Raw genomic sequence first — 23820 nt, 5'->3', positions numbered from 1 at the left:
AATAGTTTTATAAAAAATTAAAAAGGAACTGAAAAATTATGTATTATTAGATTGGAAATTTATCAATTCTTTTTCAATAGTCGGTTATGTAATGTCGAAAGAGTGAGTAACGCAAGAATCGAGCCTACTAAGGCAAGTGACATATCCCATTGTGCATCCCATATATCGCCTTGCGTACCTAAAAAGTCTTTTGTTGCTTTTCCTCCCTTTGCTATTTTAAAAGCTAACCATTCGATGATTTCGTATAATGCAGCAATAGCAAGCGAAACACTTATACAAATCGTAACTAACCAAGGACCTTCGGTGAGTTGAGTTTTCCGTAACAATATTTCTCTTATCACAATTGTAAACAAGCCTTTTATCAAATGTCCAAATCGATCATAATGATTTCGTTTTAAATCAAAGACATCTTGTATCCAATTAAAAAGAGGAACCTTTGAGTATGTGTAATGACCGCCGATGAACATTATGATGGCTAGTATTGCAATAATGATATAAGAGAGAGTAGTAAAGCGAAACTTATTGTATATTGCAATTATAATGATTAGACCGAGAACGGCAGGAATAGCTTCCGCTGCCCATGACGAGTATCTTGCAGGCTTAATAACAGACCATATAAAAACTGCAGTAACAATTAATAATAAAAATAGATGAACCATTTTACTTTTGTCCCTTATCACTTTTTTCACTCCTATTGAAAGGCTTTCTGCTTAAAGTATTTGAAAAAATACATTTTCGTATACAAAGTACTTGGCACTGTTTGCCTTAGTTTACACTTAAGAACAGCTCTTTTAATGGAGAAAATGTTTTTGTCAAGTAGATATTCACAATGTAAATAGACATATTCACAGCCTTCGGCAACTGCTCTAAAAGGTGTAGCTCTATATCAATGTCAAGTTAATAATGCCAAGAGGATATAGGGTAGTGTGCTTTCTATAAATTTTTGTTGCTAAACTAAAAATGTACATTACCAGTAGGAAGAGCATTATCACGTTAACATGTTCGATTTGCAACTATATATTATTTATCTATTTATATCGAGCAGAATAATAAGAAAGGACATGCACATTACATATTTTTCTTTCGTGAGGGCATTATATTTATATAAACATTTCAAAAACAAGGGAGAGCATCTGCATGAATTACAAAATGTTTAAGGCTATCAATCGTCTAGCTGGGCGTAATTCAACCATAGATACATTTATGATATTTATTTCACAAAAGACTCGATTCCTGTACATTTTTTTGTTAGCCTTAATGTGGTTTAGAAACAAATCTTACAAAAAAATTATTTTATTTGCAGGGGTATCAGTAGGATTTTCATTATGTATAAACCGTTTTATCCAGTTCTTTTATTTTAAACCTCGTCCGTTTGTTATACACCGTGTGCGTTTACTTATCCCATCAAAGAATAATTCTTCATTTCCTAGTAAACATACAGTCTTAGCATTTGCCTTAGCAACCTCCGTCTTACTTCGTGAACGTTTATTTGGCTCAATCATGTGGCTTTTAGCAATTTTGACAGGGTTCTCACGTATCTGGTTAGGGCATCATTATCCATTTGATATCATAGGAAGTGCCTTCATAGGAATCTTAACCAGTATAGTTATTGGCAGTACTTCATATTTATTTAATTCTTTTGTTACCTGGATTATAAATGTATATAGAAAAATATTTTTTGTAGATTTGAAACATTCCTGACGATATCTTTGATAAATCGCAGTACATAATCTTTCACATTTTTTTACTAAAGTAACTTTTTCTTGAGATATGTTTTGGAATAAACTACAGACATTTAGTTAATCCCTTAATTATTAAATTTGATATAAAGGAAAAAATGTCGGGAAGGATATAGCATATTCTTTTTTTAGGCGGATGATAATAACATAAATATTTATTTGAAAGGAGCAATAATCACTTGAAGAAAAGAAAATATCTACTTGCTATCATGTCTACTATTTTATCTGTAGGTTTCTTGTGCGGTTGCAATGGCGTTGATGAGAATGAGCCAGATCCAACTGAAGAACCTTCTGAAGAAATTCAAGAAAAGAATAATCAATAACAGGTTAATGTAAAGATTATTATTGGCTTACAGCGGATTCTTAAATATAGGAGAACGATATAGAGTAACCCAATAGAATAAAACAAGAAAAAAAACCTCTTATACCTTATTTTATTAGATATGGTACAAGAGGTTTTTTTGTTTATGGATACATTTCAGAAATTTATAAGTTGCTTCTTATTTCCTAACAAAAGTCATTGTAACCATGCTACTCACCTTTTAGGAATACTCATGCTAAGCATCTTGATTTTAAAACTAGCTCCCTGTTTACTTATTATTGAGTAATAAGAATACTTAAGTAGTTTGTAGTAAATATTATAACTGTTACAAATCAAAAGGAGGTCATTATAATGAACAAACAAAGAGCACAAGAGATTGCCGCTTCACCAGTCATGGCCAATGTAACGTATAATGGAGTTCCAATTTATATTCAAAATGTGGCTGAAAATAATGAAACAGCTAGAATATATCCTCTTAATGAACCTAATAATGAACAAGAAATTCCTTTATCCAACTTAATAGAACATTAATTAGTTACATGTTACTTCAATAAATAATTACTCAAACATACAAGCACCACTTACAATGGTGCTTGTATGTTTGAGTAATCTTATTTTCTATTTTCTGCTAGCTAATCAGATTACTAAGGATAAAAAATATTTTTGATTGGGGTCAAATTCCTCTTTAATAAAGCAAAAAAATACCGGAATTATGGTGGGATTTACCAAATAAATGACTTGTTTAAATTAGTGATAACAATGTACCTCCAACGGAACCAGTAAAAATGTAAAAACAGGCATTGCTGATTTAAAGGCTAGAGTTTCCGTATTAGAACGTGAAGAACCTCAATATAAAGGGTTTTAAATAGACTGGAGGAAATTATTATGTCTCACCTACCCGAATGGATGCTTGTCATTCTCCGCTCTTTATTCATATTAATTATTTTATTTACTATCACAAAATGTTTAGGAAAAAGGCAAATCTCTCAACTTTCCTTTTTTGAGTACGTAGCTGGAATGACAATCGGTGGTATCGCCTCTCAAGTATCTACAGGGCTAGACCAAAAGTTTTTCTATGGTGTCTTTGCAATACTTATTTTCGCTTCGATACCTTTTTTTGTAGGAATTCTTTCCTTAAAAAACAAAGCCACAAGAGATTTCTTTGAAGGCAAGTCCACAGTTTTAATAAAGGATGGCAAAATACTTGAGGATAATTTAAAGAAAGAAAAGTATACCAGTGATGAATTACTTGAACTTCTCAGAGGAAACGGAGCTTTTAGTATATCCGAAGTAGAATTTGCCGTCTTAGAACCAAGCGGAGAATTAAATGTATTATTAAAGAAAGAGTCGCAACCACTTACAGCAAAAGATATTGGCTTGAAAATACCAAATAAAAAGGAACCACAAACTGTTATTATGGATGGAAATGTACTAGATGAACCTCTTTCAGCTAGTGGTCATAACCGCGCTTGGTTACATTCTGAACTAGAAAAACTCGGTGTTGTCATTGAAAATGTCTTTCTCGGTCAAGTTGATTCATACGGACAACTTACTATCGACATTTATAATGATAAACTCCAAATGCCTTCTCCTCAAAACAAACCTTTATTATTAGCATCTTTAAAAAAATGCCATGCTGATCTTGAGCTATTTTCTTTAGAAACGAAATCAAAAACGGCAAGTGAAATGTATAGTAAAAATGCACAGCAAATTGAAGCTATTTTAAACAAGGTAACCTACCTTCTAAAGGAATAAAAAAGGACGTTCTCACAAGCGTCCTTTTCTCAGAGTGTCGGAAAACCCTTTAGGATTTTCCAACACTCTGACATCTTTGTAGATTTTAGCAAATGAAAACAATAAATAATGATAGAAATTAGAAAAATAGCCTTTCACCTGCCGCTTTTTAGACTGGTGATTTTTGAATGATAGTCTTACATAAATTATGGGAGGGAATTAAAAATTTATTATTTATATAAATAGATGTTAAATGGTAAAAAAAGAACCTAAATTCTTGACAGATAGAAAATAAGTTCTTTCTTTGTTAGTGGAGTTTTATTTAGTAGTGTGTTGGAGCACTATATAATATATGTATTTATAAGTAAGGGGTGTTTAATTTCCAAAATATATATCTTTAAAAAATAGAAAAAAGGTCAGTTGAAAACTGACCTTTTTTCTATTTTTTAAAGATAGCTAACGAACAGGTAATTTGGGATTTGGAGTATAGTAAGATGTTAATCATCTCATTGTTAATGTATGCAGGTAATACAAAATGGCTTGTACAATTGTTAAAATTAGTGAATTTTTTTGGAAAATTAGTGAATTGGATGTTTGATAGAGGAAGTAAGTCTAATCAATTAATTTATTTCTTTCATATTATATAATGCAAATAAATTTTTTAGGGAAAAGGGGGTATGTTAAATGTCTTTTGAACGTAGATGTGAATGTGATGTATGTAATAGAAATCGAAGAAGAAGACGTGAGGAAGTAAGAGAACAGAGAAATCTTGAAGGGCGAAGAAGATTAAATGGTTTACGAGAAGGTGACAGAATTACAGTTTTTTCAGGCGGAACTGCGATTGATGGAACAGGCGTCTTTATTCGTGTAGAGGATGGATTTCTTGTTTGGGTAGATGCTGCTGGAACTCTTAATGTGACAAGCCTAGATGTTATTAGTGTCCGACGTGTAAGTTAATAGCATTTTAAATAATGTAAATGTGTTGAATGCAATAGAAATTGAAGAAATAGGGACCATGAGGAGGTGGGCGAAGTGGGTAATAGAAGACTAGATGGTTTACGAGAAGGCGACAGAATTACAGTTTTTTCAGGCGGAGGTCCGATTGATGGAACAGGCGTCTTTATTCGTGTAGAGGATGGATTTCTTATTTGGGTAGATGCTGCTGGGACTCTTAATGTGACAAGCCTAGATGTTATTAGTGTCCGACGTGTAAGTTAATAGCATTTTAAATAATGTAAATGTCTTGAATGTAATAGAAACCGAAGAAATAGGGACCATGAGGAGGTGAGCGAAGTGGGTAATAGAAGATTAGATGGTTTACGAGAAGGCGACAGAATTACAGTTTTTTCAGGCGGAACTGCGATTGATGGAACAGGCGTCTTTATTCGTGTAGAGGATGGATTTCTTGTTTGGGTAGATGCTGCTGGGACTCTTAATGTGACAAGCTTAGATGTTATTAGTGTTCGACGCGTAGGTTAATAACACTTTAAATAAATATAAATAAAAGATAAGAGGGGAGGGCTCTTATCTTATTTTGTTTTTAGGAATTATTATGTTATGTAGATTATATTAGGTATTTAAATACTTAAAAAGGGATTTATATGAAATAGATCCCTTTTTAAGATGATAAGAGAGGTAGGATATATTATATTTGTAAATTTTTAATTAGGTTGGTACATTTTTAATAATTTATTTGTTTTATGTAAAAGGTGCCAAGAAATACTTTGTAGTTTTATTTCTTGGCGTGGGTATTTATTTGGGTCATTTGGATGTCGACCTTACCATAGTATATGTCCGATATATGGAATGGTTTGTTATTTACGTTCAGTTCAGTAAATTTAGGAAAGAAAAAACACCTATTTTTGTAATAGGTGTTTTTTCTGCAAATTGGCTTATAAAATTAAAGGAAAGGTATTTCTATTCATTCATTTTTAATAATCATCTCTATGATTATGCTCATCACGTTCTTTACAATGCTTACGCTTGCAACAGAAACGATTACAATCAGGTGAATTTATAGAGATGACATTAATTTTATTAATTGCAATACGTGCCAATCCTGGGAAACAATCGAAGTCAGATAAAATGATTACGTTGTTTCCTTGAAAACCTTGGAATGTTGCACTTGTAGGTGGTTGGCAATCATATTGAAGAACAATACAAGTACCAGGAGTTAATGTTCTTAAGAATTGTAATAACTCTGGATTATTATTTACCTGTCTATTGTTTTCGTCTTTTTGATGATGATCTCTCCGATCATCACATCTATTGAAATCACAACCTCCACCAAAACCAAAACCCATAAAATTACCCCCTTTCGTTCGTTAGTACATCTTATGCTCGTCTAGAAAGGATGGTGTGAGCATATGAGTCTAGTTAGGTGTGGATTTTTTATGTAAATATAAAACGTGTTTAATAGGGATTTTTTTATGAATTATTTTTAAAACACTGTATTATAATAATTTGTTAATAAAAAGTTTTTACCAACCTGTCTATTTCAATTACTACTTTTAAACATACTCTATTTTGACAACTAATAATAAGTTAATTGAATTGTATTGTTAGGTGTCAAAATTAGAAGTAAAGGTAAGTGATAGAGAATGGATAATAATGAAATTCTAACTCTGTTGCAAGCATTTCAATTGGTTGGGGCGAGAGTTGTATTATTTTTACCATCATTTCACGTAGAAGGCCTTATTACACTGATTGGAGAAAATTTTGTTATCCTTTGTCGTAGTAATGGGGAAGGCTTTGAAGTAGAAAGTAATGCAAATGGTGGGGGTCTTGAAAATCCAAACCAAAATAGTGTTGCAATTAGTAGCATTTTAGCGGTAAGTGATGATCGAGGAGCATAATAAATTGAAGATTTTTTTACTATATAATACATATTTATTATAGGAGGGGGATAGATGTATCAGTTTTGTTTTAATTCTGATAATGGTAAACGAGAATTTAGATTATTTGATATAAATCCAATTCCTCTTATCACTCCATTTAAATCAAAAGGGTGTTTTGATACTTTATATAGGGGCATCTAACATTTGTGGATGCTCTTTTCATTTGCATTCAAAGAGTTGTTAAAAATACTATATTGAAAGGGCTATTCTACAGACTCCTTTTAGAGGAGCATGCATTAAATAAAGTTGGCTTGTACATATTTTGTTTGGAAGTGTATTATAATTTTGAATTGAACAGTCCGTGTCAGTTTTATTGATCCTCATTACAGAACTTTGCTGAAACAATCTTCACTTAATCCCCTAATGTTTCTAATCAATTAAGCTATCCCTGGAGTTAAAAGAGGGATAGCTTCGTTTTTAAGATTTAGTCCTACGCTAACATATCTATCGTTATGTGTACTACAAGAAGGGTAATCACACTCACGAAGATTAAGATTTTTAACGTCTTTATTTTGGTAAATGTAATTCGAACATAGCTGACTAAAAATAAACATTTTTGATATAACTACATCTTTGCTTCCCATACCATTTTCTTTTTTTATTGAGTAAGCTCGTCAGTGAAAAAATGATACGTTAATCTTTTCCTTGCTTTTTATAAGTATGATTCCATATAGCAAGAAAACGATTAAATACAAAACAACTTCAAACAATGGTTCTCTCAATTAAGGCTTCTTATTCTTACTTCTAGTAAAAATGAAAAAACGTAGACTTATGCCTACCGGCATTTATCTTCAACTTAAAATTGGTGTTTCACGCCTTCGCATTTTTGAGGAAGCGGCCTTCTGTCGGAAAAGATAACAGTGACCTTTGCATCGAAACGGTTTGTATTGCGTATTAAAATTCCTCTATTAACATATTTAAAGCTTTTGACTTTATCCTTTCATATTCCATAGCTCCAGCTAGTTCTTCAGCAAGTAATGGCGATTTTCTGACGTATTTTTCACGAATCACATCATACAATTCGTAAGGAAATAACATATCGATAAACATAATTTTCTTCTGCTCAGCTGTTAAAGGAGAAACTGACTCATATGCGTTAATCATAATTTGAAATTGATCTGCATTCCAAACACCAGTTGTATCTAGGAGAGGAATAATCATTTTACGCAAGTCTCGAATAGGAAGATCGTAAGAAACTGTATCTAAATCAATTACCCAAATTTGATTACTTGGATCTAATAAGGAATTTCCTGTTCCATAATCTTGATGACATAAATTAGGAAATTCTTGTAATTCATCAGTCCATTTTGTATATTCAGATTCCAATAGTCTTTGGTGTGTGTGTTTTGCTTCTGAAATGAAAGCATCGATTTCAGTCAAGTACAATTGTGAAAATGGGTCATCCGGCATAGTTGCGGATAAAGTTTTCCAAATCTCCATCTGTTGAAATCTTTTAATGTAATGATTGGGCCAACGTCCCAGTTTTGTAAAGATGGGTATGCCTGGTGGCGGTTTGTAGCCAATAGAAGCTACATGAAAATCCGCTAACCCTTTCATAATCATTTCAAGGTCTTCTTGCATTGTAAGCTCAAATGGTCTTCCCTCAATCCATTCATAAACAACAAATAAAAATGGACCGTGTTTTGTATATAACTGATTCACTTTGCTTGGAATTATGCTCGGTACACGCATGCCTTTCTTTGCAAGATAATCTTGAGCGTGAATAGAAAATAAAGCCTTTTTTTCAGGGCGATGAATTCTTTTTAAGCAAAATGGTCCATCTGCAGTATGAATTTTCCATACTAAGGCTAGTTGTCCACCTTGTATTAATTCAATTGTAGTCGCTTGAATGTCCCAATGTTGAATCATTGTCTCTGCCAATGCTACTAATTTTTGCTCCTCTTCGGGCGATAATGTATACACCGCTTCTTCATTATGATTCTCCACATATACCACCATCCTTTTATACTCTCTTATTACTGTATGGTACATGACCATTTTTGCTCTAGCCATTTGCCTTTAAGAAGAAAAAGTACTATTTATCTTCAATTATAAAAGATGAAATAATGCTTGATAACTCACAAATATAAGGGTTCCTTCGTAACATATGAAGAAAGTTGTATTTTATGAAACAGGGAGGCGATTTAATGAAAATTGCGATAATATCCACTGAAAAGCTACCTGTACCAGCTGTACGTGGGGGAGCTATTCAAATTTATATAGATTCTGTTGCTTCCATTATTGCTTCTAATGGAAAAAATGTGACAGTTATTTCTATAACAGATCCTAATTTAAAATCAGAAGAAAAAAACAAAGGTGTAAGGTATATACGTTTTCCAGAAGAGGAGTATCTGCCTGATGTTATTAAACATTTGAAACAGGAAAAATATGATGTGGTTCATTTATGTAATCGTCCCAATTGGATTACAATTTTACGTGAGGCGGCACCACAGACTAAATTCGTGTTAAGTGTGCATAATGAAATGTTTGCATACGAAAAGATAAGTGATAAAGAGGGCGAAGCATGTATTGCCGCTGTTTCCAAAATTGTAACAGTTAGTGATTATATAGGAAAAACAATTACCTCACGCTTTCAAACTGCAAAAGCAAAGACAAGAACAGTATATTCTGGTGTAGATGTAAATGAATATTATCCTTCGTGGACCGCGAATGGTACAAAAGTTAAAAATCATGTGCAAAAACAGTTGAATTTACAAAATAAAAAAATAGTCTTGTTTGTTGGACGCTTGAGCAAAGTAAAAGGTCCTCATATTTTGCTACAAGCTCTTCCTAAAATAATTGAGAAGAACCCAGACATCGTAATGGTTTTTATTGGTTCAAAATGGTTTGGAGATAACAATGTAAATAATTATGTAAAACATTTATATACCTTAGGTGCAATGTTTCCAGAACATGTAGTCTTTATTAAATTTGTTAAGCCAAAGGATATTTCAACACTTTATGCTATGTCAGATATTTTTGTTTGCTCTTCACAGTGGCAAGAGCCTCTTGCTAGGGTGCATTACGAAGCAATGGCAGCGGGTTTACCAATTATCACAAGTAATCGAGGCGGTAACCCTGAAGTTATTGAAGAAGGGAAAAATGGATATATTGTCAATGACTTTGAGAATCCTGATGCATATGCAGAAAAGATAATTAATCTATTAAATAACGAAAATAAAAGAAAACAGATAGGGAAATATGGACGTGCGAAGGTCGAAAAAGAATTTAATTGGAACCGAGTCGCTATGGATTTAATGAAAGTGTATGGGGAAGTTTTATAAAATTTAAGAGGAGGGTGATGAAAGTTGGAAGAAACAACTGGATTAGAGAGTGAACATTTAAAAAAGGTCCTTAGTTTTTATCCATTTGAAGTAAGTAATATCATTTTACAATCAAGCAGAAGTGGGAGAACAATGTGGGAAGTTGAAACAGAAGAAGGATTAAAAATATTAAAGCAAGCACATATGCATCCAAAAAGGATGCTATTTATTGCTGGAGCACATTTACATCTCCTTCAAAATGGATTACCAATTACAAACATTCATAAAACAAAAAGAGGGGGCTTTTGTATTGGATCTGATGGGTATGCATATGTACTATATGATAAGCATCAAGGGAAAGAAGTCATATATTACAATAAAGAACAGTTAGAAAAGGTACTCATATATGCAGGGAAATTTCATCAAGCATCAGAAGGCTATATTCCGATGCAAGAAAGTAAAATTCGGAGTCGATTAGGAAAATGGCATAAATTATACAGATGGAAATTACAAGAATTAGAAGGAAATAAAAGAATTGCACTCTCCTTTCCAGATGATGTATTTTCAACGATGTTTTTAGAGTACGTCGATAAGATGTTAGCACGTGGTAAGAGAGCATTACAAGAAATAGATGATCCATATTATGACCAATGGACAAAAGAAGTTATTGCATCTAATAGTTTTTGTCAGCAAGATTTTACTTTAGCAAGGTTTGCAGAAATAGATGATGCTGTGTTTATGAAAGAGCTACATTCTATTACAAATGATTTACCCGTGAGGGATCTACGTATCATTTTAAATAAAGTGATGAAAAAAATGTCAGTTTGGGATACTAATTTAGCAATTCATATGTTGAGTGCATATGATTCGGAAAATTCCTTATCAGAAAAACAATTTCGTGTTCTTTGGACTGATTTATCGTTCCCTCACTTATTCTGTGCAATTGCACATAAATACTATTTAGGACAAAAGCGCTCTTGGTCTGATGAAAAGTATATTTGGGCATTGCAAAATATCATTGCACTTGAAGACTCTAAAGAAGAATTTTTACAAAATTTTTCTGATATTTATCAAGAAATCAAGAGCAGTAGCGGGGGGAAATAAAATGAGTTCAGAACAAGAAGAGATAGTAATCCCTATTTTAGATTTAGAGAAATTTGTGTTTTCTCCACCAGGGCCAATGGGGTGGGAATTGTCAGAGTATGAACAGCAAAAAAATATTGTACTAAATGAATCGTCGGTGCTAGAGAATTTAGAGATCATTAAGGAAATAGAATTAGAGGAGTTACCCAAAATCGGATTGCTAGATTTAGAAGAGAAGTCTCCACAAAAAACTACAATAATTGATGAAGTAAAAGATGAAGAGATTCAGAAGACGAGAAAGACGACGAAGAAGAAGAGGAAGAAAAAGAAAAATAAAATAGAACTAGATGAAAAATCCCCACAAAAAACTACAATAATTGATGAAGTAAAAGATGAAGAGACTCAAAATTCAATAGAAATAGAAGAACAAAAACCGGAACAAAATGAGGTCGTTCCAACTCAAATAGAAAAGCCGAAAGTAAAAGTCAAAATTATTACTCCCGATCATCCATTAAAAAGCCCATGGATAGCAAACTTAGTAAAGAGCGCTAAGGAAAATGAATAATGAAATTTCCGCAAATAGATTAATCTTTTCATATTCTTTCAACATAGTATATATAAATCTATATTGAAGGAGTTAGGTAAATGGCTGATGTGAAGAGAGCAAAAATAAAACTAGATGTTGAGAATGGCTTTAGTGTGAATTCAGATGGTGATTTACAGGAAGTTCTAAAATCTCTAGCTGAAATAATTCAATCTGGTACACATAATGGTGTAGAGGTTGAAATTCAATATGCTGATGAAACAGAAGTTATCTTTACAGACGAGGAAGACGAGGAAGACGAGGTAGAAAACGAGGTAGAAGAGGAAGAAGACGAGGAAGAGGAAGAAGACGAGGAAGAGGAAGAAGACGAGGAAGAGGAAGAAGACGAGGACGAAGAAGACGAGGACGAAGACGAAGAAGACGATGATGAAGATGAGAACGAAGAAGACGAAGAAGACGAAGACGAAGACGAAGAAGACGAGGACGAAGAAGACGAGGACGAAGAAGACGAAGAAGACGATGATGATGAAGACGAAGAAGAAGACGAGGACGAGGACGAAGACGAAGAAGACGAAGAAGACGAAGAAGACGAAGAAGACGATGATGATGAAGACGAAGACGAAGACGAAGACGAAGACGATGATGATGAAGACGAAGACGAAGACGAAGACGATGATGATGAAGACGAAGACGAAGACGATGATGATGAAGACGAAGAAGACGATGATGATGAAGACGAAGAAGACGAGGACGAAGAAGACGAGGACGAAGACGAAGAAGACGAGGACGAAGACGAAGAAGACGAGGACGAAGACGAAGACGAAGAAGACGATGATGATGAAGACGAAGAAGAAGACGATGATGATGAAGACGAAGAAGACGAGGACGAAGACGAAGACGAAGAAGACGATGATGATGAAGACGAAGAAGACGAGGACGAAGACGATGATGAAGACGAAGAAGACGATGATGACGATGGTGAAGAAGAAGACGCGTAAAATAATCAGCACTAAAATACGCTTGGTTCTCCAAGCGTTTTTTGTTCTTTAACATATACATAATAGGCAACCTTTATATATCTTTTATATCAAACACACGTATTTATTTTTTCGATAGAAGGCTCTCTCCTCAAAAATATAAAGATGTGAAGTATCAAATTTAGGAAGGGGTTGAATATCGGCAAGCATTAGTCTATCTTATTTTGTACAATACAGGAACCATACATAAAGATGAGGTGCAATCCATATTAATCAATAACATTTGGAGTTTTCGCATTTATAAGAATCGGAAAAACAAAGTCTGAATTGCGAGAATCATTGTTTATAGCCTTTTTGCATTTAATCGTCTCCTTGCTATGCGGAATCATACTTATAAAGAAATGTAGAAAATATTAACGTACCATTCTTGCTCTGCCGAGTTTCCTCAATAAAAAGCAAAATGATACGGGAAGAAAATTGTAGTTGTATCAATAATGTTTATTTCTAGTTAGTTATGTTCAAATTGTTTTGATCAAAATAAAAACGTTAAAAATCCAAATCTTCTTGAGTAGACTCTCGCTTCTTTTAGCACACATATTACGATTGAGAAGTTAATGTAGGACGGAATCTTAGCAACAAAGCGCTCCACCTCTTACCCCTAGGAACTACAGGAATAGCTTAATTAGTTAGAAACCGTTAAGTTTCTGTATTTAGGAATCCCTCAATTCAAATAGCCCATCAGAACGTTAAATACTGGGCAGTTTAAACAATTAGAATTTTGAGAGGGCGTATTAGATTTCTAGCAGGTTGATTAGTAGATTCTGCTACTTGTTTATATACCTGATCTAGTTTTTTTGCTGTATGCTTAAATGTAAAGTTTTCCTCCACAATTTTTCTTCCGTTTTCAGCAATCCATTGTGCAAATTCTCGTTGAGATAACAAAGCCTGGACAAGTCTGGCAAACTCCATTGGATTATTATATTGTTCTACTAGGCAGCCGTTATATTCATCTGTTATAACTTCTGCATTTCCCCCACGGTTTGTTGTAATAATTGGGATTCCAGCAGCCATTGCTTCATAATGAACACGTGCCAATGGTTCGTTCCATTGTGAGCTACATATAAATATATCCCCCATTAGAAATATATTATGAATTTGATCTGCAGGAATAAATTTGGTGAAAATTACGTGTTCTTTAATTGGCCTAGCCATTCTATATAGCTTTTTAACATATTTATTTACTCGGTTATCACTAAACCATTTACCACCAACAATTACAAGTACCGTATCTTTATGCGTTTGAATAATCTTTTTCATAGCTTGAATGAGCAAGTCTGGACCTTTATTTTTGCATAATCGGCCAACGAATAGAATCACTTTTTTATCTTGGATACCGTATTTTGTACGAAATGCATTTCTTATCTTTTGTCCTGTTGGTGTCCAGATGGAGGGAGATTGTTTTAAATTAACACCAGAGTAGACAATAGAAATCTTTTCTTCAGCTTGTGGAAACCTCTCAATCACAGTTTGTTTAATATAGTTACTAACAGTCACAATGGCGGTAACCATTTCAATAATAAGATTGCCTTCACAAATAGACAGTTTATGTTCAGCAAACATATCGTTATGAAGGCCTAATACAAATTTACTGTGTGGAGAAGCTTGTTTATATAGAGGTATATTTTTAGGACGATTAAAGACATGTATAATATCAAAGGTATTGGTTTGGAGTGTTCTTATAACATGCTGTTCATAATCTTTTTGAGGCACATACACGTAATTGACATTGTCTTGTGTTTTTTGATTTGGAAGACTTGGATCTGAAATAGAGAAAATAGTAAGTTCATAATCTTGACTTATATAGGGGGACACCCCATCAATCATCATTTGAATTGCTCCACCTTTAATTGCGGGAGATGGTAATTTTTCTGTACATATATATGCAATTTTCATAAACTAATCCCCTTTGTATAGTTGTTTTATATAATGATATTCTGCTTCCAGTCCGTCGGATAGAGAAACTGTTGGAGAATATTGCAGTAATGTACTGGCCTTAGATATATCTGCCCATGTCTGCTTCGGTTCTCCAGGAACTGATTTTAGAAAGTTTTTGGTTGCTGATTTCCCTGATATTTTTTCTAACATACAAATGATGTCTAAAATGGATGCTTGTTCTTTTCCACCGATATTGATAACTTCACCTATTATATTATTTTTTGTCTCTAAAGCGGCCACTGTTCCTCGTATACAGTCATCAATATAGGTAAAATCACGTGTTTGTGTTCCATCACCAAATATTGTGAGAGGTTTATCTACTAGCAGTTGTTTAATTAATCTATGAAATGCCATATCAGGACGCTGCCTTGGCCCATACACTGTGAAATATCTTAAAATAACAATTGGTATGTGAAAATTTTTGTGATAAACATGACATAAGTGCTCACCACTTAATTTGGTAACACCGTATGGAGATAGAGGGGTAGGTAATAAATCCTCAGAAACTGCGCCAGATTTTTCACCATAAACAGAAGATGTGGATATATGAATAAATTTATCTAATTTTATGTGTTTACAGGCTTCAAGTAACTGCTGTGTAACCATTATATTATTTGTAACATAAGGCTGAAAATCTTTTCCCCAACTTGATCTCACACCAGGAATAGCAGCTAGATGATAAACAACATCTATATCTTGTAATAGTATTGATAAATCTGTATTTAGAATGTCTTCTTGTATGAATTGAAAACGTGAATTCAATTCGAGAGATTGTATATTACCTGTCTTTAAAGTAGCTGGGGTAGGACCGATGAAATGATCAATTCCAACTACATGATATGCACTATTTTTAAGTAACGCTTGACACAGATGTGAGCCAATGAAACCAGCGGCTCCTGTTACAAGTATTTTCATGACCGACCCACTCCAATATATTGTAATCCGTATTTTTCTATTTCATCTTTTTCAATGCAATTGCGTCCATCCACGATTGTGCATCCCTTCATAACTTGTTTGACTTGTTTCCAATTAAGTGTTTTAAATTCATTCCAGTCCGTGGCGATAATAATACAATCAGAATTTGTAATTGAAGATTCTAGGTTATCATGCTGGGTAACTTGTCTTTTTAAATGTGGAGGAAGAAAAGCTTTGGGGTCATAGGCATGTAAATCATAGCCATGAGGGATTAACTTTTCAAGAAGTATTACGGCAAGGGAACTACGAATATCATCAGTATTTGGCTTAAAGGCAATTCCTAAAACTGTTATTTTTTTTGAAGAGGGTTCTTTTATAGCTTTTTTAATTTTTTCAACATAGAGATCTATCTGTGTGGAGTTAATGGATTGTACAGCTTGTAAAATAGGAACTGCTACGTGCCTATCAGTTGCTGTATAAATGAGTGAATGTAAGTCTTTTGGGAAGCATGATCCGCCATATCCCATCCCCGCCTGAAGAAAATGAGGATTAATTCGAAAGTCATAGCCAATTCCTTTTGCCACTTCAACAATATCAATGTTATATGCATCACAAATTCGAGAAATTTCATTTATAAAAGATATTTTGGTAGCCAAAAATACATTAGATGTATATTTAATCATCTCTGCTTCATTTAAACCTGTACAAAGGAAAGGAGCATTAATCCCTTTATATATATCCTGCATAATCTTTAACGATGTTTTGTCACCTTTTTGGATACCTATAATAGTTCTATCTGGATTGAACATATCGTGAACAGCAGAGCCTTCGCGAAGAAATTCAGGATTGGAGACAATATTGAATAAGGCCGATGAAACCCCACGTTTAATAAGTGTCTCATATAATTGTTGATTTGTACCTGGTGGAACTGTACTCTTCGTAATAATAGTTTTATACGATGTTATAGCTGGAACCAGTAGATCAATGACGGAGTAGATATATTTTAAATCCGTCTTTCCACTTGTTGTAGAAGGGGTTCCTACAGCGATAAAAATAACAGGTGATTGTCGAATAGCATTATCGATATCACAACTGAATTGTAATCGGTTTCTATTTTTGTGAATAAGCTCCTTTAAATCTGGTTCATAAATGGGGCACTCCCCCTTTTGGAGAGCTTGAATTTTTTCTTGATCCTTATCTACGCATATAACATCATGACCTAAATCTGCTAATACTGCTGCTGATGTGATTCCCACATAACCAGAGCCTATAATACATATATCCATATGATAATCACCTCTCTGAACTTAGTACTATAGTACTAGTTGTTACAGTATATTGAGGGACAAGTTGGATTGGTGACAAATGAAAGGCCTATTCATATAAGCAATGAAAGCAATCAGAAGGTAAAAGCCTCTTTTGGAATCGTCATGCGCAGGTAAGGCGGTTACTGAATATTAATATTCTAAACACTCAAGGGAGCGAGAGATTAGTGATAAAAAAAGCAATCATTCCAGCCGCTGGTTACGGCACAAGGAGCCTTCCAATTACAAAGGTAATTCCAAAAGAAATGTTTCCAATAGGTAATAAACCTGCGATTCATTATATTGTGGAAGAGGCTGTAAAGTCAGGTATTGAGCAAATATTAATTGTAATTTCTAGCAGAAAGGATTTAATAGTTGATTACTTTGATTATTCATTAGAATTGGAGGCTTTTTTAGAAAAAGAAAAAAAAGCCCACCTGTTAAAAGATCTTGCTATTCCAAATGTTCAAATCCATTATATAAGGCAGCCATACGCGAGGGGACTTGGTGAGGCAATAAGATTAGGTGAAACATTTATTGGTAATGAACCTTTTGCTGTACTCTTGCCAGATGATATTGTAGTTTCGGATAAAGAAACTGCTTTAAATCAGTTGATTAGTATTTATAAAGAGACAAAAAATAGTGTAATAGGCATTCATACGGTACCAGACGAGTGCATAGAGAAGTATGGTATTATCGAAGGAAATGTTGTAAAAGATAATTATATGAACATTACAAATATTGTAGAAAAGCCAAAAGTAAATCCTCCATCTAATCTTGCAGTAATTGGTAGATATGTTTTCACGCCTGATATTTTTTCTTTATTAAAAAACATTCAACCTGGCGTTGGGGGGGAATATCAATTAACAGATGCGATTCATTCTTTAATTATGACTAAAAAAGTATATGGAAAAATGATTGAAGGGAAAAGATTTGATATCGGACAAGAAGATGAATATATGCAGCTTCTTAATCTTATATATGGACAAAGCAAAACAGGTAAAAATTAATTTCTGGAAAAGCATTCAAAAAACATACAATTGAAGTCAACAATCAATTCCGGAAGATTTGATGAAACATATGTATAAATTAAAGGTAATTAAATATATTTAGATCCTACCTTTGAATCAGAAGAGAATACAATTGATTTTCATTTAAACAAGAAAAGAAATCAGATGGCTGCAAAGTGCTTTTTCAAAAAGCCTTGCGGTCTTTTTATGTTTAAAAGCCCCGTGTTATCTCAGTAGAACAAAATTCAACCTAACCGATGTAATTTGCAAAAAGAATAAAGATATCCGTAGGCATCTCAATCAGACAAGTACAATATCTAAATAACATTAAGAAACAGAGCATTGTTTTATAAAGAAACGGTGTCTTATCAAGATTATTGCTGACCAAATAGATATGCATATCCATAATCGATAGAAAACGTTATTATACATATTTCCTTACGACAAAAAATGGATTGCGAACTCTCAGTCATCCAAGAGTCTGCTTCGTTAATACGTTAGAATTAAAGCTCTCAACTTTAGTCAAGGGAGTGTCTACCTGGATTGTTTCTTATTTTTAAAAATATTCAGGTACTTTTCTGGAAAATTTCGTGATGCAGAGTCTTAATCTTCACAAAAAAGCATCTCCACACAATGGATACCTTCAACTATCCCCCCACCTTGATTAAACTACTTCACTGCTCCACCAAATAAAACTATTATGTATTTTTTCACATTCTATTGCAATAAGCATATATTATATAGGAGATATTCCTTTCTTTCGAAACTCAAAAGGCCCTTTTTGGGGCTTTTTTATTTTATGAAACTTCAATCAAGTATATAACTTGATTTTTAGTTAAATATTCTCAAAAGAATTATATGATTAATTGACGTTTACTTGTCTATTTAAACTAAATATAACAAATTTGGTTTCATGACGTGGAAATTTCATTTAAAAATGATAATAAGTATATGGATTCAACAATTTATCTTTTGCTTGATTTATATATTAATTGTTTTACATATTTTATATGTTTATATGTTTTAAGAGCATGGAATGTCTTGGTATATAAGGGATTATGACTCTTAATTATAACAAAAGTGGTTCTAAAGATAACAAACTTGGTTTTAACTATAACAAAAATGGTTTTAAAGGTAACAAATTTGGTTGCTTAACTCTAACAAAGATGGTTCTAAAGATAACAAACTTGGTTTTAACTATAACAAAAATGGTTTTAAAAATAACAAATTTGGTTGCTTAACTCTAACAAAGATGGTTCTAAAGATAATAAAAATGGTTTTAAAGGTAACAAATTTGGTTGCTTAACTCTAACAAAGATAGTTTTAAAGGTAACAAATTTGGTTGTTTAACTCTAACAAAGATGGTTTTAAAGATAACAAATTTGGTTGCTTAACTCTAGCAAAAATATTTCTAAAGATAATAGTCTTAACTATAACAAAAATGGTTCTGAAAATAACAAATTTGATTTTAAGCATAACAAAACTGTTCTAAAGATAACAAATCTGGTTATACAATTTATAAATGTAAATATTTCCAAAAAATATTACTATTCAAATGACTTTCGGAATACTTTTATATAGAACAAAGGGCTTTTAACTGTAATAGTGAGAGTGTAATTTTCTGAATAAACAAAAATAAAATGTGGCAAAGTGAATATATTTGTTATAGTTAGTAGAACAGTAGAGGTAAGAAAGAAGGGACGTATGTAGGTATGTCTGATAGTAAAGATTTGCAGATTAAAGAAAATAATATTGTTTCAAAATCAAATACTTTAATTGAAGCAAATTCACGTTTAAATTTAGTAGAACAAAAAATATTACTTTGTTTGGCTAGTAATATTGAACCTAATGATTGGGATTTTAAAACCTACACATTCTCGATTAAACATTTTCATGATCTACTTGATTTAAATGGATCTACTAAATATTCGGAGTTAAGTAAAATTACTAAAGAATTATTATCAAAAGTAATTGAAATTCGTATTGGAGAAGAGCTGATACAGGTATCTTGGCTGTCTTCAGCAATTTACAACAGAAATAAAGGAACAATTGATATGCGTTTCGATCCATTATTAAAGCCATTTCTATTAGAATTAAGCAACAAGTTTACAAGCTATAGATTAGCTAATGTTATTAAATTGAAAAGTACATACGCTATACGTATTTATGAACTACTAAAACAATATGAAGATTTAAAGGAACGTACAATTAGTCTTGAAAATTTAAGGTATTACTTAGATGCGATGGGTATATACCCTAACTATGCAAATTTTAAGCAACGTGTGTTAAAACCTTCTCAAAAAGAATTGAATCAAAAAACAGATATTTCTTTTGAATTTGAAGAAATTAAATTAGGCAGGAAAGTACAAAAAATCAAATTTATTATCTATAGCCAAAAAAAGAAAGATAACAATTTAATTCATTTTGAAAAGAATTTAGATAAATTTCAACAGCCCAATACATTTGAACAAAAAATTAAAAGATTTGAAGAACGCTGTAAAGAAAAAGTATTTCCTAAAGTGTTAAAAAAATGGGAAGCTCATAAAGAAATTGTATTAGAAATAATTGAGGATATAAGATTTCGTTCAGATATTAGTTCTCCAATAGGTTATGTAGAATTCACTCTAAATTCCCGATTAAAACAATTGTCTGATAAAGAAATAACAAACAAAAGTAGTCAAAATGAGAAGGTTTCTCATAACGATACAGTATTAGAGATTGATAACATTATGAATTTAGTTATCAGTAAGTATTCAACAGCTACAGGTGCTGTAGCTACATTTTTAGTTAAAGACACAGCAATTGAGAAATTAGTAAGAGTAGTTACATTAGAAGAAGCTGAAGCCATTTGGATAGAACATGAAACGTTTGTTATGGATAAAATTTATGAATACATTAAAAAGAATATAAGAAGGAAAAGATACTAGATTTAAAATAAAGTTGGATCATGTTGTTTACCTGAATTTGTATAAATATGTAGGAACTGTCCACTTAATAAGATCATACTCATGCTAAATTTCCTTCCCGTTGTATGACTGCATCCACCTACACCTGAATAAACAGTTATAAATACATTAGGAAGTTAAATTTTTATATGAATATGCACTTTTTAAGAATAAAGAGCAGTATGGAACAGTGCATTCGTTAACAATGATTTTTGAATATGAGTTAAAAGAAGGGGAAATACCCTGTCTTTCAGATAACCCAGATGAAAATTAAACCTATGTTAAATGGATACTTTTAAACGAATTGCACAACATCGTTCTATATTCTAATCTTTGTAACGAAATTCAAACATACATAAATAACAAACGGAATGTTGAACTTATGGAGGAGTAACGATTAGCTGAATATTAATAAAGTTTTTAGCAAAAAATCAAAGATCCTGATTATCAATTAAAAAGAGCGTTTATGTTATAGTTTCCAATCTTAGAAAAGATAGGATTGGAACTGTTAAAAATTCTAAAAAACATTATTTTTCACCTAGGAAAGAATTGTAAATAGTGAATATAATTTGGATTTTCTTGAAAGAGAAATGGATATTTCGATGCGTGAAAGCAACAGGAAGGAATGAGAAAAATGCATTCATTATTTAAAAACTAACATCAAAAATACCTACACAGGGAGGTGCAGGTATCCAATAAGGGTGTTTCGATATGTAATTCATATTTTATCAAGGTCCATTGGAAATGACAAGTTAAAAGACAGAAAATTCTGTGTAATAAGTTGAGAAACAAAAAACGGACTTTCAACTCCACTCGATATAATATACCTAAAAATATCAATTTGTTACAATATTACTTATGTCTTAAATAACTCTAATAGCCTACTATCATTCAAGTTGATAGTAGGCTATTGCATTTTAGATGATAAAATTAAACGATTTTATTATTGTTAAACAATAGCTACTTCTTTAGGAATTATATAAACGGAGTTTTATTCTGATGAAAATGAATTGTTGATATTGATGTTGAATTATGCGTGTAGCATTTCTTATATTCGCTCTGCCTTATGGTAGGGCTTATTTATTTAGGAGAAAAAGTTGTGATTGTATTTACATAATTGAAATAGAATTTACATTTTTAGCGAAATAAAATTAAAACCTGATTTGGCCCAGTACGCTTCATTACTCTATATCCATTAGCTGCTGCTGTTGAAATTCCTTCGTTATTTGGGCGACACTAACTATTTACTTGACAAGTGCCATCATCTCTTACTAGAATCTTTCCAATTAGTCCTACTGGCACCCATTCGGGTCGTTTTTTCTTGGGATGTACTCACGTTTCGGATCCCATTCCAGGTTTATAACAGGTTGAATTTCCGAGCGCTCAAGCATGATTTTATTCCTATTTTATCTTTTTTTGCTGGAATTGTCACTTCGTAATAGGTACGACATCCTCATTCATCCAGTACATAACGACCATGCCAGCTTAATCCCGCACTATTCCCAAGTAAACTAGAAGTTGCGCTGCTGATTTCTAAGATGAACTCATCTGCAAACATAGCTACTCTAACTTTATCTTCTTCTAAGGTGACAAAGTAATCGATAACTATGCTATTTCCATCGAATGTTTCGAATATCTCGGCAACATCAGCTTATAAGTGGCGCCGTCAATATACATTTCACCATTACTTGCCAGCCACTTGGCTCCTAAACCTCTAAATATATTCGTTGTGCCATTTGCAATAAACCATGAATTAGATTCTTCTGCATCGCCAAAGCGCGTCCCATAATATGGGCATTTTGAAATCCCGCAGTAGTAGTATTTTCTCCTTCCGCATGAGAAAAATCACCATCAGCAATCGTAAGAGAACCTTCCGCATGCGAGGCCTCACCATTCGGTTGAGTATGTACCCCTTCTGGGTGAGAGGTAGAGCCATTTGCTACAGTTTGACTTCCTTCAGCGTGTGAGCAATCTCTATTTGCAGTCGTACCACATCCTTCAGCGAATGAACAATTCCCATTCTCTACAGGGCTTCCTTCAAAGGAGCATTCTCCAATACTGCCAGCTACATCACAAACTAGTGGTGGGGCAGGTGGTCCGGTCGATCCGGTATTGCCAGTAGGCCTATTGACGTCAGTCGGTCCTGATGGAAAAGTAAAAGGGGAGATCGGTGGGAGAGTGGTCAAATTAACCTTGGATCTAATGCAGCCCCATGTAAGCTTTCATGCGAATTAAATGGACTTTCATTTTACATAATCTACCTCTAATATTTCAATCCTTTACTAATCAATGTGAATTATGAATGGAATATGAAAATACAAGGTTAATAAAGCTTCTAGTATTTTTGTAGTAAGTAGTTCGAACAGTGAATTTTAAGAGGGGGTGATTCCTGATAAAAAAGAGGACATTAAATGCTCTCAAGAAAATAATTATGTACTAAATAAAATAGAAATGTTGCAATGTATGAAATAGAAATTGTTTGAAATAACATTCCTAAATCAAATAGCACTTCTGATGGGGCTGGGATTAGTAGAAGGAACTGGTGTGAAATGGCCAAAATTAAAAAACATTATTATTTGCTAAAATCGAAAACATTAAAACAAAAAACAAATTTTAAATAGCTTCAATAACTGCTTATTAGATTGTTGTATGAAAGATTATTGCCTCTCTGAAGATAAAATTAAAGTTTTTTATTATCTCTATACAGAAATCTTATTATTTAGATGGATACAGACATCCAAAACTCACGTTAATAAAATTTTAACAGCGCTAAAAATATTTTTTGAGGGTGAGAGAAATTCTCATGACTAATAAATGTAGGATAAAAAGCATAGAATCGATTATATGGAAGGGAAGTGACATCATTACATTAATATGAATGGATATAAAGCAGTGAAAAAAGAACCTAAATTCTTGACAGATAGAAAATAAGTTCTTTCTTTGTTAAAGAAGTTGTATCTAGCAGTGTATTGGAGCATCATATAATATATGTATTTATTAGTAAGAGGTGTTTAAATTCCGAAATATGTATCTTAGTAAAAATAAAAAAGGACAGTTAAAAACTGTCCTTTTTTCTATCTTTTAAAGATAGT

General features: G+C 32.7%; 23 protein-coding genes and 1 pseudogene. 15 read left to right on the top strand and 9 right to left on the bottom strand.

Going from position 1 to position 23820, the window contains the following annotated elements; all coding sequences use genetic code 11:
* Positions 1 to 62: 62 nt before the first annotated feature.
* On the bottom strand, positions 63 to 680 hold the full coding sequence (locus ACTFSL_RS23660; RefSeq protein WP_063538786.1) for a DUF2238 domain-containing protein: 618 nt from the start codon (positions 678 to 680) through the stop codon (positions 63 to 65).
* A 457-nt stretch (positions 681 to 1137) separates the two neighbouring features.
* On the opposite strand from ACTFSL_RS23660, the gene ACTFSL_RS23655 reads away from it, so the two are divergent.
* The 8 genes from ACTFSL_RS23655 to ACTFSL_RS23620 all read left to right on the top strand — a co-directional run bounded on the left by ACTFSL_RS23655 (position 1138) and on the right by ACTFSL_RS23620 (position 5274).
* The gene (locus ACTFSL_RS23655; RefSeq protein WP_063538784.1) at positions 1138 to 1701 is read left to right on the top strand and encodes an undecaprenyl-diphosphatase; all 564 of its coding nucleotides are present in this window, start codon (positions 1138 to 1140) and stop codon (positions 1699 to 1701) included.
* A gap of 217 nt (positions 1702 to 1918) precedes the next feature.
* Positions 1919 to 2062: a hypothetical protein gene (locus ACTFSL_RS23650; RefSeq protein WP_000746491.1), complete on the top strand. Its 144-nt coding sequence runs from the start codon at positions 1919 to 1921 to the stop codon at positions 2060 to 2062.
* A gap of 350 nt (positions 2063 to 2412) precedes the next feature.
* Positions 2413 to 2592, top strand: a complete 180-nt coding sequence (locus ACTFSL_RS23645) for a small acid-soluble spore protein H (RefSeq protein ID WP_001041681.1) — start codon at positions 2413 to 2415, stop codon at positions 2590 to 2592.
* Positions 2593 to 2946: 354 nt separating this feature from the next.
* A complete protein-coding gene (locus ACTFSL_RS23640) occupies positions 2947 to 3816 on the top strand; it encodes a DUF421 domain-containing protein (protein WP_088339097.1) in 870 nt (289 codons plus the stop codon).
* A gap of 473 nt (positions 3817 to 4289) precedes the next feature.
* Positions 4290 to 4442 (top strand): hypothetical protein, encoded by a 153-nt coding sequence (locus tag ACTFSL_RS23635; RefSeq protein WP_000905557.1) that lies wholly within the window; start codon positions 4290 to 4292, stop codon positions 4440 to 4442.
* A gap of 37 nt (positions 4443 to 4479) precedes the next feature.
* The gene (locus ACTFSL_RS23630; protein WP_000007381.1) at positions 4480 to 4752 is read left to right on the top strand and encodes a hypothetical protein; all 273 of its coding nucleotides are present in this window, start codon (positions 4480 to 4482) and stop codon (positions 4750 to 4752) included.
* Positions 4753 to 4818: 66 nt separating this feature from the next.
* The gene (locus ACTFSL_RS23625; protein ID WP_371128385.1) at positions 4819 to 5013 is read left to right on the top strand and encodes a hypothetical protein; all 195 of its coding nucleotides are present in this window, start codon (positions 4819 to 4821) and stop codon (positions 5011 to 5013) included.
* Between the two features lie 66 nt (positions 5014 to 5079).
* Positions 5080 to 5274 carry a hypothetical protein gene (locus ACTFSL_RS23620; RefSeq protein ID WP_371128384.1) on the top strand — a complete coding sequence of 65 codons (195 nt, stop codon included), beginning with the start codon at positions 5080 to 5082 and terminating at the stop codon, positions 5272 to 5274.
* A gap of 452 nt (positions 5275 to 5726) precedes the next feature.
* Here ACTFSL_RS23620 and ACTFSL_RS23615 read toward each other — a convergent pair whose 3' ends face one another.
* Positions 5727 to 6098 carry a hypothetical protein gene (locus ACTFSL_RS23615; RefSeq protein ID WP_440042493.1) on the bottom strand — a complete coding sequence of 124 codons (372 nt, stop codon included), beginning with the start codon at positions 6096 to 6098 and terminating at the stop codon, positions 5727 to 5729.
* Between the two features lie 297 nt (positions 6099 to 6395).
* On the opposite strand from ACTFSL_RS23615, the gene ACTFSL_RS23610 reads away from it, so the two are divergent.
* Positions 6396 to 6650: a hypothetical protein gene (locus ACTFSL_RS23610; protein WP_088339046.1), complete on the top strand. Its 255-nt coding sequence runs from the start codon at positions 6396 to 6398 to the stop codon at positions 6648 to 6650.
* 419 nt (positions 6651 to 7069) lie between these two features.
* Here the strand turns inward: ACTFSL_RS23610 and ACTFSL_RS23605 are convergent.
* Both ACTFSL_RS23605 and ACTFSL_RS23600 read right to left on the bottom strand, forming a co-directional pair.
* Positions 7070 to 7304, bottom strand: a pseudogene (locus tag ACTFSL_RS23605) (IS200/IS605 family element RNA-guided endonuclease TnpB); the annotation flags it as partial.
* Positions 7305 to 7586: 282 nt separating this feature from the next.
* The gene (locus ACTFSL_RS23600; RefSeq protein WP_088339045.1) at positions 7587 to 8690 is read right to left on the bottom strand and encodes a CotS family spore coat protein; all 1104 of its coding nucleotides are present in this window, start codon (positions 8688 to 8690) and stop codon (positions 7587 to 7589) included.
* A gap of 149 nt (positions 8691 to 8839) precedes the next feature.
* Here ACTFSL_RS23600 and ACTFSL_RS23595 point away from each other — a divergent pair, with 149 nt between their 5' ends.
* From ACTFSL_RS23595 to ACTFSL_RS23580, 4 genes are all read left to right on the top strand, one after another.
* A complete protein-coding gene (locus ACTFSL_RS23595; RefSeq protein WP_000684274.1) occupies positions 8840 to 9976 on the top strand; it encodes a glycosyltransferase family 4 protein in 1137 nt (378 codons plus the stop codon).
* A 24-nt stretch (positions 9977 to 10000) separates the two neighbouring features.
* Complete coding sequence (gene cotS / locus ACTFSL_RS23590; protein WP_088339044.1) at positions 10001 to 11059, top strand: spore coat putative kinase CotS; 1059 nt, start codon at positions 10001 to 10003, stop codon at positions 11057 to 11059.
* 1 nt (position 11060) lies between these two features.
* Entirely contained in the window at positions 11061 to 11603 is a 543-nt protein-coding gene (locus ACTFSL_RS23585; RefSeq protein WP_088339043.1) for a hypothetical protein, read from the top strand.
* A gap of 80 nt (positions 11604 to 11683) precedes the next feature.
* Positions 11684 to 12580, top strand: coding sequence for a hypothetical protein (locus tag ACTFSL_RS23580; protein WP_440042489.1), 897 nt, complete (start codon positions 11684 to 11686; stop codon positions 12578 to 12580).
* 741 nt (positions 12581 to 13321) lie between these two features.
* Here the strand turns inward: ACTFSL_RS23580 and ACTFSL_RS23575 are convergent.
* The 3 genes from ACTFSL_RS23575 to ACTFSL_RS23565 are packed head-to-tail and all read right to left on the bottom strand — an operon-like array spanning position 13322 to position 16755.
* Complete coding sequence (locus ACTFSL_RS23575; RefSeq protein ID WP_063538772.1) at positions 13322 to 14512, bottom strand: glycosyltransferase family 4 protein; 1191 nt, start codon at positions 14510 to 14512, stop codon at positions 13322 to 13324.
* A gap of 3 nt (positions 14513 to 14515) precedes the next feature.
* Positions 14516 to 15469, bottom strand: a complete 954-nt coding sequence (locus ACTFSL_RS23570) for an NAD-dependent epimerase/dehydratase family protein (RefSeq protein WP_088339031.1) — start codon at positions 15467 to 15469, stop codon at positions 14516 to 14518.
* The gene (locus tag ACTFSL_RS23565) at positions 15466 to 16755 is read right to left on the bottom strand and encodes a UDP-glucose dehydrogenase family protein (RefSeq protein WP_088339032.1); all 1290 of its coding nucleotides are present in this window, start codon (positions 16753 to 16755) and stop codon (positions 15466 to 15468) included. Before ACTFSL_RS23565 ends, ACTFSL_RS23570 begins: the two co-directional genes overlap by 4 nt.
* Before the next feature lie 206 nt (positions 16756 to 16961).
* Here ACTFSL_RS23565 and galU point away from each other — a divergent pair, with 206 nt between their 5' ends.
* Entirely contained in the window at positions 16962 to 17783 is an 822-nt protein-coding gene (gene galU / locus ACTFSL_RS23560; protein WP_063538766.1) for a UTP--glucose-1-phosphate uridylyltransferase GalU, read from the top strand.
* A gap of 1712 nt (positions 17784 to 19495) precedes the next feature.
* Complete coding sequence (locus ACTFSL_RS23555; protein WP_063538762.1) at positions 19496 to 20710, top strand: replication initiation protein; 1215 nt, start codon at positions 19496 to 19498, stop codon at positions 20708 to 20710.
* Between the two features lie 1471 nt (positions 20711 to 22181).
* On the opposite strand, the gene ACTFSL_RS23550 is transcribed toward ACTFSL_RS23555, so the two are convergent.
* Together ACTFSL_RS23550 and ACTFSL_RS23545 are read right to left on the bottom strand one after the other, a co-directional pair.
* On the bottom strand, positions 22182 to 22331 hold the full coding sequence (locus ACTFSL_RS23550; protein ID WP_230396913.1) for a peptidase G2 autoproteolytic cleavage domain-containing protein: 150 nt from the start codon (positions 22329 to 22331) through the stop codon (positions 22182 to 22184).
* 103 nt (positions 22332 to 22434) lie between these two features.
* Positions 22435 to 22914: a hypothetical protein gene (locus ACTFSL_RS23545; protein WP_179205506.1), complete on the bottom strand. Its 480-nt coding sequence runs from the start codon at positions 22912 to 22914 to the stop codon at positions 22435 to 22437.
* Positions 22915 to 23820: the final 906 nt, after the last annotated feature.

The organism is Bacillus cereus group sp. MYBK108-1, assembly GCF_051917185.1.
Lineage (GTDB): Bacteria > Bacillota > Bacilli > Bacillales > Bacillaceae_G > Bacillus_A > Bacillus_A cereus.
This window is presented reverse-complemented; position numbering and strand designations above follow the sequence as displayed.

Bases quoted from the DNA above. Each gene is read 5' to 3' on its own strand.
- ACTFSL_RS23655 (WP_063538784.1), top strand. From the start codon at position 1,138: ATGAATTACAAAATGTTTAAGGCTATCAATCGTCTAGCTGGGCGTAAT.
- ACTFSL_RS23645 (WP_001041681.1), top strand. From the start codon at position 2,413: ATGAACAAACAAAGAGCACAAGAGATTGCCGCTTCACCAGTCATGGCC.
- ACTFSL_RS23640 (WP_088339097.1), top strand. From the start codon at position 2,947: ATGTCTCACCTACCCGAATGGATGCTTGTCATTCTCCGCTCTTTATTC.
- ACTFSL_RS23635 (WP_000905557.1), top strand. From the start codon at position 4,290: ATGTTAATCATCTCATTGTTAATGTATGCAGGTAATACAAAATGGCTT.
- ACTFSL_RS23630 (WP_000007381.1), top strand. From the start codon at position 4,480: ATGTCTTTTGAACGTAGATGTGAATGTGATGTATGTAATAGAAATCGA.
- ACTFSL_RS23615 (WP_440042493.1), bottom strand. From the start codon at position 6,098: ATGGGTTTTGGTTTTGGTGGAGGTTGTGATTTCAATAGATGTGATGAT.
- ACTFSL_RS23610 (WP_088339046.1), top strand. From the start codon at position 6,396: ATGGATAATAATGAAATTCTAACTCTGTTGCAAGCATTTCAATTGGTT.
- ACTFSL_RS23600 (WP_088339045.1), bottom strand. From the start codon at position 8,690: ATGGTCATGTACCATACAGTAATAAGAGAGTATAAAAGGATGGTGGTA.
- ACTFSL_RS23595 (WP_000684274.1), top strand. From the start codon at position 8,840: ATGAAAATTGCGATAATATCCACTGAAAAGCTACCTGTACCAGCTGTA.
- ACTFSL_RS23585 (WP_088339043.1), top strand. From the start codon at position 11,061: ATGAGTTCAGAACAAGAAGAGATAGTAATCCCTATTTTAGATTTAGAG.
- ACTFSL_RS23580 (WP_440042489.1), top strand. From the start codon at position 11,684: ATGGCTGATGTGAAGAGAGCAAAAATAAAACTAGATGTTGAGAATGGC.
- ACTFSL_RS23575 (WP_063538772.1), bottom strand. From the start codon at position 14,512: ATGAAAATTGCATATATATGTACAGAAAAATTACCATCTCCCGCAATT.
- ACTFSL_RS23570 (WP_088339031.1), bottom strand. From the start codon at position 15,469: ATGAAAATACTTGTAACAGGAGCCGCTGGTTTCATTGGCTCACATCTG.
- ACTFSL_RS23565 (WP_088339032.1), bottom strand. From the start codon at position 16,755: ATGGATATATGTATTATAGGCTCTGGTTATGTGGGAATCACATCAGCA.
- ACTFSL_RS23555 (WP_063538762.1), top strand. From the start codon at position 19,496: ATGTCTGATAGTAAAGATTTGCAGATTAAAGAAAATAATATTGTTTCA.